Origin of the sequence: Algibacter sp. R77976 (assembly GCF_044594645.1) — a bacterium.
Taxonomy (GTDB): domain Bacteria; phylum Bacteroidota; class Bacteroidia; order Flavobacteriales; family Flavobacteriaceae; genus Algibacter_B.
Genome location: NZ_CP138989.1, coordinates 311947 through 325887 on the forward strand (window position 1 = coordinate 311947; position 13941 = coordinate 325887).

The 13941-nt window shown below is 33.0% G+C and carries 15 protein-coding genes and 1 tRNA gene; 10 read left to right on the forward strand and 6 right to left on the reverse strand.

The window, feature by feature from the left end; translation table 11 throughout:
• Positions 1–16 precede the first annotated feature (16 nt).
• The 10 genes from SJY43_RS01420 (at position 17) to SJY43_RS01465 (ending at position 6404) form a co-directional block, all read left to right on the forward strand.
• A complete protein-coding gene (locus SJY43_RS01420) occupies positions 17–283 on the forward strand; it encodes a hypothetical protein (protein WP_396602069.1) in 267 nt (88 codons plus the stop codon).
• Between the two features lie 331 nt (positions 284–614).
• Positions 615–989, forward strand: coding sequence for a hypothetical protein (locus tag SJY43_RS01425; RefSeq protein ID WP_396602070.1), 375 nt, complete (start codon positions 615–617; stop codon positions 987–989).
• A gap of 45 nt (positions 990–1034) precedes the next feature.
• A complete protein-coding gene (locus SJY43_RS01430) occupies positions 1035–1661 on the forward strand; it encodes a Mov34/MPN/PAD-1 family protein (RefSeq protein ID WP_396602071.1) in 627 nt (208 codons plus the stop codon).
• The gene (locus SJY43_RS01435; RefSeq protein WP_396602072.1) at positions 1658–2557 is read left to right on the forward strand and encodes a ThiF family adenylyltransferase; all 900 of its coding nucleotides are present in this window, start codon (positions 1658–1660) and stop codon (positions 2555–2557) included. Before SJY43_RS01430 ends, SJY43_RS01435 begins: the two co-directional genes overlap by 4 nt.
• Positions 2558–2716: 159 nt before the next feature.
• Positions 2717–4141 (forward strand): type IV secretory system conjugative DNA transfer family protein, encoded by a 1425-nt coding sequence (locus SJY43_RS01440; protein ID WP_396602073.1) that lies wholly within the window; start codon positions 2717–2719, stop codon positions 4139–4141.
• A 22-nt stretch (positions 4142–4163) separates the two neighbouring features.
• Positions 4164–4535: a DUF2958 domain-containing protein gene (locus tag SJY43_RS01445; protein ID WP_396602074.1), complete on the forward strand. Its 372-nt coding sequence runs from the start codon at positions 4164–4166 to the stop codon at positions 4533–4535.
• Positions 4535–4975, forward strand: a complete 441-nt coding sequence (locus SJY43_RS01450; RefSeq protein ID WP_396602075.1) for a hypothetical protein — start codon at positions 4535–4537, stop codon at positions 4973–4975. Before SJY43_RS01445 ends, SJY43_RS01450 begins: the two co-directional genes overlap by 1 nt.
• A 3-nt stretch (positions 4976–4978) precedes the next feature.
• A complete protein-coding gene (locus tag SJY43_RS01455; RefSeq protein WP_396602076.1) occupies positions 4979–5584 on the forward strand; it encodes a relaxase/mobilization nuclease domain-containing protein in 606 nt (201 codons plus the stop codon).
• The gene (locus SJY43_RS01460; RefSeq protein WP_396602077.1) at positions 5554–5874 is read left to right on the forward strand and encodes a hypothetical protein; all 321 of its coding nucleotides are present in this window, start codon (positions 5554–5556) and stop codon (positions 5872–5874) included. Before SJY43_RS01455 ends, SJY43_RS01460 begins: the two co-directional genes overlap by 31 nt.
• 35 nt (positions 5875–5909) lie before the next feature.
• Positions 5910–6404: a DUF4240 domain-containing protein gene (locus SJY43_RS01465; protein ID WP_396602078.1), complete on the forward strand. Its 495-nt coding sequence runs from the start codon at positions 5910–5912 to the stop codon at positions 6402–6404.
• A gap of 369 nt (positions 6405–6773) precedes the next feature.
• Here SJY43_RS01465 and SJY43_RS01470 read toward each other — a convergent pair.
• The 6 genes from SJY43_RS01470 to SJY43_RS01495 all read right to left on the reverse strand — a co-directional run bounded on the left by SJY43_RS01470 (position 6774) and on the right by SJY43_RS01495 (position 13888).
• Positions 6774–6846, reverse strand: a tRNA-Met gene (locus SJY43_RS01470).
• A 137-nt stretch (positions 6847–6983) separates the two neighbouring features.
• Entirely contained in the window at positions 6984–7166 is a 183-nt protein-coding gene (locus tag SJY43_RS01475) for a CPXCG motif-containing cysteine-rich protein (protein WP_396602079.1), read from the reverse strand.
• A gap of 66 nt (positions 7167–7232) precedes the next feature.
• Positions 7233–8057, reverse strand: coding sequence for a Two component regulator three Y domain protein (locus tag SJY43_RS01480; protein ID WP_396602080.1), 825 nt, complete (start codon positions 8055–8057; stop codon positions 7233–7235).
• A 194-nt stretch (positions 8058–8251) separates the two neighbouring features.
• The gene (locus SJY43_RS01485; RefSeq protein ID WP_396602081.1) at positions 8252–9571 is read right to left on the reverse strand and encodes a TolC family protein; all 1320 of its coding nucleotides are present in this window, start codon (positions 9569–9571) and stop codon (positions 8252–8254) included.
• Positions 9561–12758 (reverse strand): efflux RND transporter permease subunit, encoded by a 3198-nt coding sequence (locus tag SJY43_RS01490; RefSeq protein ID WP_396602082.1) that lies wholly within the window; start codon positions 12756–12758, stop codon positions 9561–9563. Before SJY43_RS01490 ends, SJY43_RS01485 begins: the two co-directional genes overlap by 11 nt.
• Positions 12758–13888 (reverse strand): efflux RND transporter periplasmic adaptor subunit, encoded by a 1131-nt coding sequence (locus tag SJY43_RS01495; RefSeq protein ID WP_396602083.1) that lies wholly within the window; start codon positions 13886–13888, stop codon positions 12758–12760. The genes SJY43_RS01490 and SJY43_RS01495 overlap by 1 nt, the downstream gene beginning before the upstream one ends.
• Between the last annotated feature and the right edge of the window lie 53 nt (positions 13889–13941).

Here is a 13941-nt window from a genome sequence, read left to right on the forward strand (position 1 = left end):
TATTAAAGTCATTTTTATGAAAACAATAAACAAATTCACATTTAAAAATCTATCCGATTATTTAAAACACTTTCGATATCTCCCAACTTATAGGAAGGGAAACAAGGATGCTTTTTATAATCCTAGAAATCGACAAGACCTATTAATTCCAATTGATAAGCCAGAGTTTACAAAGCTAGAAGTAATAACACTTTTTTCAAATAGTAAGGCTACTGATATGCCGCCAAACATTGAATGGTGTCGTTTTCAGCAGTATATATATTCCATAGATAATAACCCCTAATCAATTTCATTGAAGCCTTTATTGAAATCAGAATACAATAATTAAAATATAAAAGTAAACAGTATGCAATTTATAACAGAAGAAACATACTGTTGTTTGATCCTTAACGAAGCTTTTAGCTCGTGTGTTATTAATTGTTTAACCTTTAAAACCCTTTAGATATGGAAAAGATATCGAAGAAAGGCGGAGAGTATATCGACGCTGGAACACTTCACAGTTAATGTGTTTCAAAGAAGAATAGGTAAATAATAGTAGCCTACTTCACAGAAATCAAGAGACTGCTTGTAGTGGTAGTCTCTTTTTCAATACAACAGACATTAAAAATGACACTATGAACTTTATAAAAAGACTTTTAGGAATGGCTCAAAAAAACACATATCAAATTTATACCTACAGAACAAAAGATGGCGTGGCATACTTTAAGTTCAGTTATCATTTCATAGATGATGGTTATGAAATAGACATACATCAGCAACCTAGCTATGAAAACCGAAGTTCAGGTTGTCACACTATACATCGTTTGTTGAGCTCAAGAGACGCACCTTATCAAATTTGTATTAATAGAAGTTCACGTCCAAAGACATTGAAATCTGCACAGGAATTTTCGATGGCATTTGCTGAATATACATGGGAATACATAAAAACAGGCGTTTCCATTGATACTCAAATTTCATTACAAACTACTAATCGAAATCAAAGTCCATAATGGAGGATATAAAAAATAAATTTTAACCAATAAAATCACTTAAAAATGAAAATTACAACATCAGCTTATACAGAAATGCTTAAAACGGTTGGCTCTCGTCCAGCCGAATCAGGAGGGTTACTTTTTGGCTCACGCAAGGATTGGGTGGTGACAAAATTTCTATACGACAAGAATGCTAAAACCACAAAAAGTAGTTACAGTTTTAATGTGGGTTATCTAAATCCGATGATGGACACATTAGCCGAAGAAGGTTTGCAATTATTAGGCTTCTTTCATTCGCATCCACAAGGTTATAAGCAACTCTCAGAACCTGATAAGATGTATTTTGAAAAACAGTTTAATAATATTCCTGTCGATAAGTTTCTAGTACCTCTTATGTTTCCCGCGACAGATGGCACCTATGATTTTGTTCCTTATGTATTTCATAAGGATGGTAGAGTAGAAAAAACTACTTTAGAATTACTGCCTGATGATTATACAAACTATTTACCTTCAGGTGAACTATCTCTTCCAAACCAAATAGCATCGACTATTACAGCAAAACCATTCTCATTTAAGGATTACTATAAGCTATTATGGAGCATCTTTTATACAGGATTACTCCTATTCTCTCTTGGCGTGTTATTTCACGGCTACAAATACATTTCACAACTTTTAAATACCCTATTATGAATTACAAAAGAATTACAGAAAGTGTTGACATTGAATTATTACAGCACTCACATATCGTGATTGTTGGAGCTGGTGGCTCAAAACAACTCATCCTAAACCTAGTCAGAACAGGTATTGGTAGATTGACTGTACTGGATATTGATAAGGTTGATGACACCAATATTGTGCGACAAGGTTATGACCAAGCAGATATTGGAACGTATAAAGTAGATGCTTTACAAGAAAAGATTGAACGAATAAATCCCAATATGAACTATGTAGGGATTACTGCTGATTTTCTCGCGATGTCTTCTGAAGAAATCGATAGTATTTTCAAAGATGCCGATATGTTTCTATTTCTAACAGATTCATTCAAGGCACAAAGCTTTGGTAATTTATTGGCATTACAATATCAAACGCCATCACTATGGGCTGGTTGGTATGCCAAGAGTAGAACCGCCGAAGTGTTTTTTCAAATACCTAATTATACACCTGCGTGTTTTCGATGTGCTGTCAGTAGTCGTTACAAAGCGCAAGAAAAAGAAGTTATAAATATCAGTTCACAATGTAACACCATTTTCCATTCAGCATTATTAGATAGTTATATCGGAATCTTAATTTTAGGAATTTTACATAGAGATTCATCTGATAACACCAAAGAAAGTGTTTCTTTTTTCAAGGGATTATTGAATGATGTTGGTGTCTTGGATTGGAACTTTCTACAACTAAAAGTCCACCCTAATGGTGGTAATCCACTTTTTGATAAGCTCTATAATCCACTTGGAACGTATGCACAAAATTTTATGGCCTGTTGGCAAAAAATAGAGCCTGAACTCAAACCGAACTATAAAACGGATTGTCCTGATTGTAAGGGACGATTATCGCAACTCATTAACACCAATGAATCTTATGAATAATTCCGGAATCTTACTAAAAAAATTAAGACAAATCATTTCTGCATTCTGGAAACTTTTTATGCTCGCTATATATATACTTTCAAGAATCGCTGAGGCACTTGCAAAAGTATTGGTGAAATTCAGCAAAAAATTTATTGATTAAAATTTAATTCTACAGCTATGGTAAAGACAATTATAGATATGATACTTGAAGCAATAATGAGTCTTTTTGAAGGAATTGAAAATCTCTTAGAAAAAGACCACAGTGTCAATGCCAAATTTGGTGTTGAAAACAAACTCATCTCAAAGAAAAATAAAGGTTGGTGTGTGGATGGTAAACGTTTTTTAAATTTAGAAACATCAAGACGTAATTTTTGCGTTGTTGCTGGTTCTGGAAAAGGGAAGTCACAAGTACATATTTTTCCAACTATTTTGAATTCTGAATCCTCAATGGTAATAAATGATAACTCTTCAGAGTTGGCTTCTACCATTCCGTATTTAAATAGTATTGGAATTACGACGCTCGTTATGAATCTCAATAAGAAAAGTGGCGTGTACCTAAATCCACTAGATGGTTGTAAGGGTGATATTTCTGCTATGCGAAAGGTTGCAAAGACTCTTATGAGTAATGCGTCTGACAAAAGTGATTTCTTTTCCTTGAGTGGAGAAGACTGCCTAACCCTTTTCATTCAATATGTACTGGAATCCGAACCAAGGATACATGCCAATCTAGGCAATGTATATCGTCTTATTCTGAAGTATCAAGCATCACCAGATGTTATTGAACGACTGATGGCAGAAAAGGCTTCTGAAGCCGTGTGGTCAAAGTTTAAGGCTTTGGCAGGGAATTCAGAGCGCACCTTAAAATCAATTACAGCAACAAGCTTATCAGCATTGTCATGGCTCGGTGATAATCCAACTCTTGCAGATATAACTTCAGTTACTAGTTTTTCTTTTGAGTGTTTCAGAACAACTCCACAGGTATTGTTTATTCAATCTCCTGTTAGTGATGCTAAATTTTATGCTCCGATGGTAAGTCTGATATTTCAAAGCTTCTACCGGTTTGCTTTTTCAAAACTACCGAGTACTGATGATTTGGATATCATGATGATAATAGATGAATTTTCAAGTTTAATTGACGGCCTTCCAGATTACAGCAATATCATTAGTAATAGTCGAAAATTTAAAATTCCACAGCTTATAATTCTCCAAGACGAATCCTTACTAAGTCCATATAAAGAACTTAAAGACAATATTCTTCAGAACTGCTATGTAAAATGCTACTACGGAGGGCAGGATAAAAAAGCCTTTGAATTAGAAAAACTACTAGGATACTACTCCTATACCGATAAAGAGAGTAAGCAGAAAAAACAACGTCCACTAATGTATGCCTCTGAAATACGAGAACTCGACAGCGAAATTATTGTACTCCCTAATGGGCAAAAACCTCTAAAGGTGAAGGTAACGCCAGCTTATAAACAGTCTAAACTACGTAGCAAATTGGCAATGCAAAATGATATTGAAACCGATTCTGTTTTAGATTACAACATTCAATATATCGATCTATCGCCATTCAAGACTCTTGGCAATAATCCAAGAATATAATTAATTCTTAATCCTATACATTATGAAGTTAATGACTAAAGCATTAGAAAAAAGGTTTGTTCAAGTTGGTGACCAGTCAGAAAAAGAAAACCCAACCTTTATTGCCAAGTTCTTTGACCCAGTTGGATCTGCAACGTGGTACGCAACAGAATATGATCCACACACTAACATCTGTAATGGGTATGTTACTGGACTTGCATTTGATGAATGGGGTTCGTTTTCAATTACGGAGTTAGAGTCTATTGTAAGACCTTTTGGATTAGGAATAGAACGAGATATCCATTTTAACGAGATAAGCTATCAAGACCTCGTTCCGCAAAAATCAAGGAAGCGTAAGGTAGAGCTCCAAGGACTAAAAGTAAGTAAAACACAAGAAAACGATCAAGAGCGCTAATGGAATCGTTTAGCTTTTCATCACTCCATGACTATTTGGATTGTGCTTTTAAGGACAATCCAAATCCTTCATGGGATGAAATTAAAAATGCTAAAAAAGAATATTGGAAAATATATTACAAACACTACCGAAGAGAAAAGAGAATCAAAAGGAAAGAATTCTCACTTGGCTTTTATTCAAAACAGCTACAACTAATACACCAAAAAAGAGGAGATAAAAGTGTATCTCAATTCTTATATGATGCTGTTAACAGACAACTCAAATCTCAAGAAACACCTCACGTAGATACAGAAATCATTAGTGAAGTACACCAACAGTTACGAACACTCATTAACCTAGTGGAAGAGTCTTTAGATAATGAAGTATCAGATGCTCTTGAAGATGTTCTGGAGCGATTTGATAAACTTGAAGACAACTTTTTACAACTATTAAATCTATAAATCATGATAATTAAGAGTAAATCCATAAAGTCTAAAAAGGCACTTGAAAACACTATTCGCTATATTCTTACCAAAGAAAACCAGAAGCAACTCGGCTTCATTATCAATCGCTACATCAAGGGTGACAGGAACTTTGACAAAGAAATGCAGGAGGCACAAAGTGACCTTATCAAAGAACAAAAATTGTTGGAAAAGCGTATTAAAAATATGGTGAGCCAATTCAGTGAAAACGAATCAAAACGCAGTATTGAAAGGCGTAATAAAAATTTTGCGTATCACGAGATAATATCATTTCACAAAGCTGATACTGATAAGCTACCAAAGAAAGTACTCCTTAAAATTGCTAGAAAATATGCTAAGGAACGTTCACCAAACTCAATGGTGATAAGCACCATGCACTCAGACAAAGACCACCTGCATATTCACAATGTTATTTCAGCACTCGAATTTGCTACAGGAAAGCCAGTGCGTTTATCTCGAAAAGAATTTAAAGAGGTTAAAATCCGTATGGAGCAATTTCAAGAAAAGGAACTTGGACTCACCTTCAGTAAAGTCAATCATTCTAAAAAAAAGAAGCCATGCTTCAGCTTGATATTGAACGAGAATTAAACTTAAGAGGGAAGCAAAGCGAGCGCCAAGAATTACGTCATGTTCTAGTCGAAGTTTTTGCTCGTGTCCGCACTGAAAAGGTAGATAAAAGAGAATTTGAAAAAGCAGGAATCCAATTCTATTCAAGAGGCGGTAAGATTGTCGGCGTTCAAGGTTTCAAAAGACGCTACCGACTAAAAACATTGGGCTTTGATCCTGCACGAATATCTATAGAAAAAGAGCAAAAACGTATGAACGAGTTACAGAAATTAAAATCTCACAAGGACAAAGACCAAGAACAGGAGCGTTAATGCTATGATACAATTGAATATATACACCGAGCATTATGATGAACAAAAACACATTTTTTAACACCATAGAGAAAGTCTTAGAACAAACACCTTTTGAAGACATCATTAATTATGATGAAACACTTATTAAAGAACTTAAGAAAAAGACCAACAGCGAAATTGCTCAATTTCTTTTGTGTATGCTGGAGCTGAGAAGGGAACTTGATACTTATGAAATTAACAAAGTCGCGCGTTCACTCGACCTTGCTCCTAATCGAGAAATATTTAATAGATTTTGTAACGGCATCATTGCTTCTGGAAAAGGTTTTTACAATCAAGCGAAAGAAGAAAAAGGATTTCTAGAGACAAAACTTCAAAATAACCCAGAAGAAATTAAGCAACTTTATTATGAAGGTTTAAGCTTGGTATCATCAGCTGCTTATTATGATAAGAAAGGACTAGATGCAGATTGGGATGTATTATTACGTAATGAAAAACGACAGTTGGAGTTAGAACAACAAGTACATAACAAAGACGAATTAGAGCGATAAATATTTCGCAACAAACAAAAATACAAGACAGGACGAAGCAATTCTCCTGTCTTCTTTTTTTGGATAAAAATGGATTCCAAAGGTGTCCTTTGGCAAGATCGCTTTTGAAAAAGTCGTTAGAACTGTTCAAAAGCAATCTTGCCCAGCTATGTCTTAAAAGTTGCAACGACTTAAGTCATCGCTGGATGCAAATGTTCAAAAAGCTAGGTAGTAGGCGACTTTGGACATTTGCTTCCTTATATAGGACAAAACGTTTTACAGGGAATTTGTTTTACAAATGTTTTACAGGAAATAAAAAAAGTAGCTCCGTTTTTATAAAACCACCTTATTTAAATGCAAAAAGCACTGAAAATCAGTGCTTTTACTTAGTAGCGGGAACTGGACTCGAACCAGTGACCTTCGGGTTATGAGCCCGACGAGCTACCTACTGCTCTATCCCGCGATATAATCTTAAATAATTTACTTAGCGATACTCAATCAAGTTGAGCACAAACTTTCGGTTCATAATGCCGATCAAATTATTTAGGACTGCAAATATACAATGCTTTTTATGTTTCTACAAGATAAAAATAGAAAATATTATTGCTCTATGCTATCTGCCTGAAAGGCTGTTAATTCCGTATTTACAAATTGAAATGTAACTTGAATAGGATTACAACATACTTCACAATCTTCAACATAAGATTGATTATAAACCGAGTTATCCAACAACATCGATATGGTTTCCCAACAATGTGGGCAAGTAAAAAAATGCTCTATCATATTATAAAAATAAAAAAGCCATCATAAACATGATGGCTTTTTAATAACTAAATTGTGAAAACTATATTACTCTTTTTCTATATCCATTGTTGCTGTTGCATTTTGTAACTCTAATTGCATAAGCGAAGGTGGATTTTTACCAGAAACACTAATATACTCTTGGTTTAAGTTATTATCACTTACCATCATAGTATTAAGTTTTGTTAAATTCATAAACTCCTTAGGTAAATCTCCAGTAAATTGATTTGTTGATAGTAACAACTCTTCTAAATCTTTAAGCTGCGCTATTTCTGCAGGAATTTCACCATCCATTTTATTATCCATTAAACTTAGCTTTTGCAATTTTGACAAAGCATAAATCTCAGTTGGTATTTGACCTGTTAAAAAATTACTTCCTATTAGAAGTTCTTTTAAGTTCGTTAAACCCATTAATGAAGCCGGTATTTCACCAGTTAATTTGTTACTATATAATTTTAATGATTCAAGGTTTTTTAATTCTCCAAGTTCTGAAGGTATATTTCCTTCAAATCTATTCATAAATAACTCTAGGGCAGTTAGCGCCTTTAAGTTTTTTAATGCCGCTGGAAGATTTCCTTTTAATTTGTTAAAACCTAAATTTAAAACTTTTAAACTAGATAAGTTTCCTATTTCTTGAGGCAACTCACCATTTAAGTTATTAAATTGTAAATTAATTTCAACAACTTTATTGTTTTCTAATTTTACACCATACCATTTATCTACAGATGCATTTAAATCCCATGAGGAATTCCATTCTGCACCGTTTGTGGCTTTATATAGAGCAATTAAGGCATCTTTATCTGTAGATGACACATTAGCAAAAGAATATGCTGTGACAAAGAAACAAATTGCTATTAATTTTAGAGTTTTCATGTTATTTGGTCAATTTGGGATTAAATCTTGTACGAATATAGGTCCAAATCAGACTAAAAACTATTTTTATCGATGAAATACGTAAAGTTTTAACATTTTGGTTTCGACCAACTGTTAAATCACTTAATTTAGCACGATATTAAACTCTTACTATTGTTTTTTCAAACTCAATCTATCAGGTCTAATTATAAGACTTAAAAACTAATATTTAAGATCTCTCCGCTTAATTGAAGCAATTGAAATTCAGCTAATTTAGCTAAATATTTAGCTCTGTTTTTACTTAATTCGGCGTTAAGAAGATTAAGCTGAGCCTGTCTGAACTCGATTGAATTTGCTTGCCCTATTTTAAATTTCTCTTCGGTTCTATCAAAATTATTTTGGGACGTTTTAATGTTTTCTTCTTGAAGTCGATATATACTTAGCTTATTTTGATAATCATCCCATGCATTATTAAAATCGCGCTCAACGGTTACAAGCAATTGCTCCTTTTGAATATTGTTTGCTTCTAAATTAATTTTAGCATTTCTCACACGTGTAATATTGCTACCTCCATCAAATAAATTCCAACTTAAATTTAACCCACCTGAGAGTCCCGTATTTGTAGAAACAGACACAAAAGAAGCTGCATTATTATTATTTTTATTCCATCCATAACTCCCTGTTAAACCAATAGTTGGCAAAAACATAGTTGACTTTTCAGACTTAATGCCTAGTTTGTTAATGTCAATACTTTTATCAACCTGCAACAAACTTATGTTGTTAGCCTTTGCTTTTTCTAAAAGCTCATCTTTATTATAGAGATTATTAAACTCTACAATCGCATCTATATCAAATTCATCATCTAATGTATTTCCTAAAACAAGATTCAAATCACGTTTAGAATTATTTAATTGTTGTTTAGAATTCATTAAGCTAATACTATCGTTATTAATATCTACTTCAGCGTTTAGCACAGCCAATTTTGTACTTTGCCCGTATTCAAATTGATATTGAGCTCGAATTAACCTATCCTTAGAAATGGCAAATGTTTCCAATAGGGCATCATTATTTTCGGTAAGTTCAGAAACACTATAATACACAGTAAAAAGTTGTATTATCGTATTTTCTATGGTTTCACGAGCTTGTAACTCTGTAAGTTGTTGCGTTTCTTTTAACTGTTTATAATCATAAGAACGCCCCAAAGCATCAAATAAAACATAATTTAAATCGATTGATGCATTATATCTAGAACTTTCGGCACCATTCAATGTTGTGACTCTACCATCTGAAAATTCTGCTTCCGTATTATCTAAATTATAAGTTGCTCCAGCATTTCCTGTTAACGATGGCAAATAACCAGAATTTAAAATACTTGCATTATTTTTTGCAACTTCAACATCGGTTTTTGCTAACTTAATTCCATAATTATTTTCCAAAGCTAAAGCAATGGCTTTCTCTGGAGTAATGACTTCTTGTGCAAATACTGTTATTTGCGAAATCAATATTATACTTAAAAAAACAAATTTAATTCTCATGTTCTTCTTTTTGTTCTTTAATAGCGCGTTCTACTTCTTCTTTAGTAACTTCATTTCCTGTTGCTAGCCATTTTACATTCTTTTTAATATCATTACTAAATGCTAAAAACAGCGGCAATACTAAAAGGGTTAATATTGTGGCATAGCCAATACCAAACGAAATAGAAATAGCCATGGGTTTTAAAAACTGAGCTTGTCTACTTTTCTCGAGTAATAATGGTGCTAAACCAGCAACTGTAGTTAATGAGGTTAAGAAAATTGCTCTAAACCTTGATTTCCCAGCTTCAGAAAGTGCTAAATCAAAGGTCATACCCTCTTTTAAATTAGAATTAAACTTCCCAATTAAAACTAATCCATCGTTCACCATAATACCTATTAAGGCAATAATTCCTAATAGAGATAATATATTTACAGAAAATCCTAAGATCCAATGGCCCCAAGCTACTGCTGTTAAACTAAATGGCACTAATAGTATTAATAAAATTGGTTGACTATAGCTTCTAAAAGTAAAAGCGATAGTAATATATATTAGAAATAAAATAGGAATTCCTGCCTTAGCAAGGGAACTTGTTAACTTATCTTTTTCTCTATTTTGACCTTCAAATGAAGCCGAAATAGTTGGATACTTTGATTTAATTTCTGGAATTACGTTAGTTTTAATGTCGTCTAAAATATCGGTAGCACTAGTGCTAGGATCTTTTAAATCTGCAGATACTTGAATTTCACGTTGTCCAATTAAATGATTAATCGCAACATCACCTCTTTCAATAGTATAAGTAGCAATATCTTTTAAGGTAACACGAGCTCCCGAAGGTGTAACAATACGCATATCGTCTAAATTATTTATAGAGGCTCTGTTTGTTCTATCATAACGAACCCAAACACGAATTTCGTCTTGCCCACGTTGAAAACGCTGTGCTTGTGTTCCAAAAAACCCAGCACGTACTTGCGACATTACTGTACTTAAGTTTAAACCTAATAAATAGGCACTTTCTTTTAATTCTAGTCGAATCTCTTTAATACCTTCTGGGTCGTTATCTTCAACATCTTTTAACAAAGGGTTGGATTGTAAAACTTTTTTGAGCTCTAATTTAGCGGCCTTTAGGTCCTCTATATTATTACTTAATAAGGATACCGAAACTGGACTACCTCCAAAATTACCGCCAGAACCAAAAATTAAACGTTCTGTACCGATTATTGGGCCAACAGCTTCTCTCAATTTATTAGCTACTAACCTCGAATTAATAGCATCTGGTCTTTCTTCACCAGGCAGCATATTTATATTCAACCTTGCGCTAGAGGAACTTGTTAACGTTAAAATTGTATTTTCAAACAATTGCTTATCAGTTCCTTTAAAATATTTTTCTGAAAGTTCTTTATTAACGATATACGATTTTTGCTCTATCATAGAAATAATAGAGTCTGTAATTTTCTCGTTAGTTCCGTTAGGCATATCCAATTCGACCGATACCCTATCACTCGCTACCGACGGAAATAAAGTAACCCCAATAATACCTCCTCCTATTGATCCAAAAGTTAGTATTAAGAATGAAACAAAAATACCTAATGAAAGAAATTTAAATTTTAAAACAAGATCTAAAACCGGGCTATAAATTCTATCTCTTAAAAAAGACATGATACGGTCTCCAATTTTATTGATAATTCGCATTTTAGCAAAGAATTGCTTCATTTTAGAAGGGTTTTCGTCTTCTACAGGTTTTTGAAGTGCTTTTGAATGTGCTAAATGCGCTGGTAAAATCACTAAAGCCTCAACTAAAGACACCACTAAAGTTAAAATTACAATTACCGCTACTTCACTAAAAAACTCACCAATTCTACTATCTAAAAAGAGAAACAACGAAAATGCCAAAAGCGTTGTTATTATTGCTGAAACAACCGGCGGAATTACTTCCATAGTTCCATCAATAGCTGCTTGTATAGGTGTTTTCCCTTTTTCGTAATGTTGATATATATTTTCGGCAATTACAATACCATCATCAACTAGAATACCAATTACGATAATCATTCCAAAGAGAGAGAGTACATTTATAGTAACATCAAACTGTCCAGCAAAAATAAACATCCCTAAAAAGGAAATTGGAAGTCCAAATGCTACCCAAAATGCCAAACGTGTATTAAGAAATAAAGACAAGAAAATGAGTACTAAAACAATACCCATAATAGCATTTTCTGTCAATAACTGCGTACGCTGATTAAGTGTTATAGATAAATCTCTAACAACATTAAGTTTTATATTATTATGGCTTTGATTATAATCTTCAATATAAGCCTTAACCTTATCTGCAGATGAAATTAAATCTTCGTTATTTGTACTTGTTATACTAATATTTACAGCTAATTCTTCATTAAAATAACTAGCATTAGGTGTTTCAGAAAAACGATCACGTATTATAGCAACATCTTTTAAACGAACCGTTTTACCATCATTAGAAGCCTTTATAATGATATTTGACAACTCATTCCCATAGTACGAACGGTTATTAGCGCGTATTAAATATTCTTCTGCATTGGTTTTTATATTACCGCCAGTAACTAAAATATTTGAAGAACTTACAGCCTGAGAAACATCAGCAAAACTAATATCATATGCCAATAAACTAGCTTCATTAACTGCAATTTCAATCTCTTCTTCAGGGTAACCAGAAATATCAATTTGTGATATGCCATCAATAGCTCTTAAATCGTTTTCAACCTGACGCCCTAATTGTTTTAACGTAGCTAGCGGAATATTTTTTCCGCTTAAAGCGAAAGAAATGGTTTCACGAACAGCTTCTTGCTTTGCTACTATTAAAGGTTCCATGCCTGTTGGAAACGAGGGTACTCGATCTACTGCATTTTTAACTTCAAGAAGCATAAAATCGATATTCTCACCGGTTTCAATTTCAACAGTTATAGCTCCACTATTTTCTCTTGAAACAGATGTAACTCTATCTACACCTTTTAAACCTTTAAGATTATCTTCTATTTTAAGCACGACACCTTCTTCAATTTCTTGTGGAGAGGCTCCAGGATAAGCAATACTAACTGTAATAATTTTAGAATCTGTTAGCGGAAAAAAAGAAGATTTTAATGATGAAACTCCAAGAAAACCAAATACAAAAAATGCTAAAATAAAAACATTTACAGCGACATGATACTTAATAAAATAAGCGATTAATTTTCTCATTATTTATCTGCCTTAGTATTAGCATTTTTAAAAGGTTTAACAAGCATACCAGCATATGCGCCGGGAACTGATTTTTTAAGAATAACTGTACCATCTGGCACCTCTTTTAAAACCACTTTAGTATCTGAAAAATAAATTGGTTTTGCAGATATAACATCTAATAAACTATCTCTAACAACAAATATTTCTTCTTGCTCTGATAATAAATTACGATCTATTTCAATAGCATTTGGTTCTTCTTTTACATTCAATTTTGCCTCCAAATACATGCCTTCTTTTAACGCATCATTCTTAACATCAATATATGCTGTTATGGTTTGGGTTGTTGCATCTATACTTCCGTTTACACGAGATACTTTACCTATATAATATTCTGTCTTATCTAAATTAGTAAGTTTTACAGTTTCTCCTACTTTTAATAAACTAGCGTAACTTTTACTTAAAGCAACTTCTAATTCATAAATTGACGTATCTATAAACTCACCAAGTTTTTGACCACTTCTTATTAATGAACCTTCGGTTACCAAAGCCTCTGTTAATATCCCTGTAAAAGGAGCAGAAATAGTATATTTTGATAAACGCTGTTCTAAATTTTTAACATTGTAATAACTAGAAACAATACTACGGCCTGTTATAAAATAATTTTCCTTATCGGAAGTCATTTTTGGAAGTTCTGGTGTTGCCTTACTTAAATCGAATGTATTAAGATAAGCTTGCCATTTTTGAAAAACCTCAGGGAAATCGAGACGTAAATCTGGCATAATTGCAGCAATGGCATTGTACAAATCACTTTTAGCAGATTGAACACTAGCGTAATGCTCTGAAGCATCAATTCTAATTAAACTTTGACCTCTAGTATATTTTTGACCTGGTTTAAAAAGTACATTTGATGGTTTAAAAATTCCTTGCACCTCTGCATAAAGTTCCAATCTTCGTTTAGCTACTAAACTTCCATTTGCCGGAATTACAATTTGAATCGTACTATTCTTAACCGTGTCAATTAATACCGTTTTAACAACTTTTTCTTTAACTGGCTTAGGTTTATGTTTATCTGCAATAAGCTTTTTTGCAAACAAAAAAGACAATACTACTAGTAGAATTCCGATTCCGGAAAGTATAATTTTACGCATGCTTCTAATTTTGATAGTCTGACCACAAAATTAGACTTTAGTTTAAACGCGAA

Bases quoted from the DNA above. Each gene is read 5' to 3' on its own strand.
- SJY43_RS01480 (WP_396602080.1), bottom strand. From the start codon at position 8,057: ATGAAAACTCTAAAATTAATAGCAATTTGTTTCTTTGTCACAGCATAT.
- SJY43_RS01430 (WP_396602071.1), top strand. From the start codon at position 1,035: ATGAAAATTACAACATCAGCTTATACAGAAATGCTTAAAACGGTTGGC.
- SJY43_RS01440 (WP_396602073.1), top strand. From the start codon at position 2,717: ATGGTAAAGACAATTATAGATATGATACTTGAAGCAATAATGAGTCTT.
- SJY43_RS01435 (WP_396602072.1), top strand. From the start codon at position 1,658: ATGAATTACAAAAGAATTACAGAAAGTGTTGACATTGAATTATTACAG.
- SJY43_RS01495 (WP_396602083.1), bottom strand. From the start codon at position 13,888: ATGCGTAAAATTATACTTTCCGGAATCGGAATTCTACTAGTAGTATTG.
- SJY43_RS01425 (WP_396602070.1), top strand. From the start codon at position 615: ATGAACTTTATAAAAAGACTTTTAGGAATGGCTCAAAAAAACACATAT.
- SJY43_RS01465 (WP_396602078.1), top strand. From the start codon at position 5,910: ATGATGAACAAAAACACATTTTTTAACACCATAGAGAAAGTCTTAGAA.
- SJY43_RS01420 (WP_396602069.1), top strand. From the start codon at position 17: ATGAAAACAATAAACAAATTCACATTTAAAAATCTATCCGATTATTTA.
- SJY43_RS01445 (WP_396602074.1), top strand. From the start codon at position 4,164: ATGAAGTTAATGACTAAAGCATTAGAAAAAAGGTTTGTTCAAGTTGGT.
- SJY43_RS01460 (WP_396602077.1), top strand. From the start codon at position 5,554: ATGCTTCAGCTTGATATTGAACGAGAATTAAACTTAAGAGGGAAGCAA.
- SJY43_RS01450 (WP_396602075.1), top strand. From the start codon at position 4,535: ATGGAATCGTTTAGCTTTTCATCACTCCATGACTATTTGGATTGTGCT.
- SJY43_RS01490 (WP_396602082.1), bottom strand. From the start codon at position 12,758: ATGAGAAAATTAATCGCTTATTTTATTAAGTATCATGTCGCTGTAAAT.
- SJY43_RS01455 (WP_396602076.1), top strand. From the start codon at position 4,979: ATGATAATTAAGAGTAAATCCATAAAGTCTAAAAAGGCACTTGAAAAC.
- SJY43_RS01475 (WP_396602079.1), bottom strand. From the start codon at position 7,166: ATGATAGAGCATTTTTTTACTTGCCCACATTGTTGGGAAACCATATCG.
- SJY43_RS01485 (WP_396602081.1), bottom strand. From the start codon at position 9,571: ATGAGAATTAAATTTGTTTTTTTAAGTATAATATTGATTTCGCAAATA.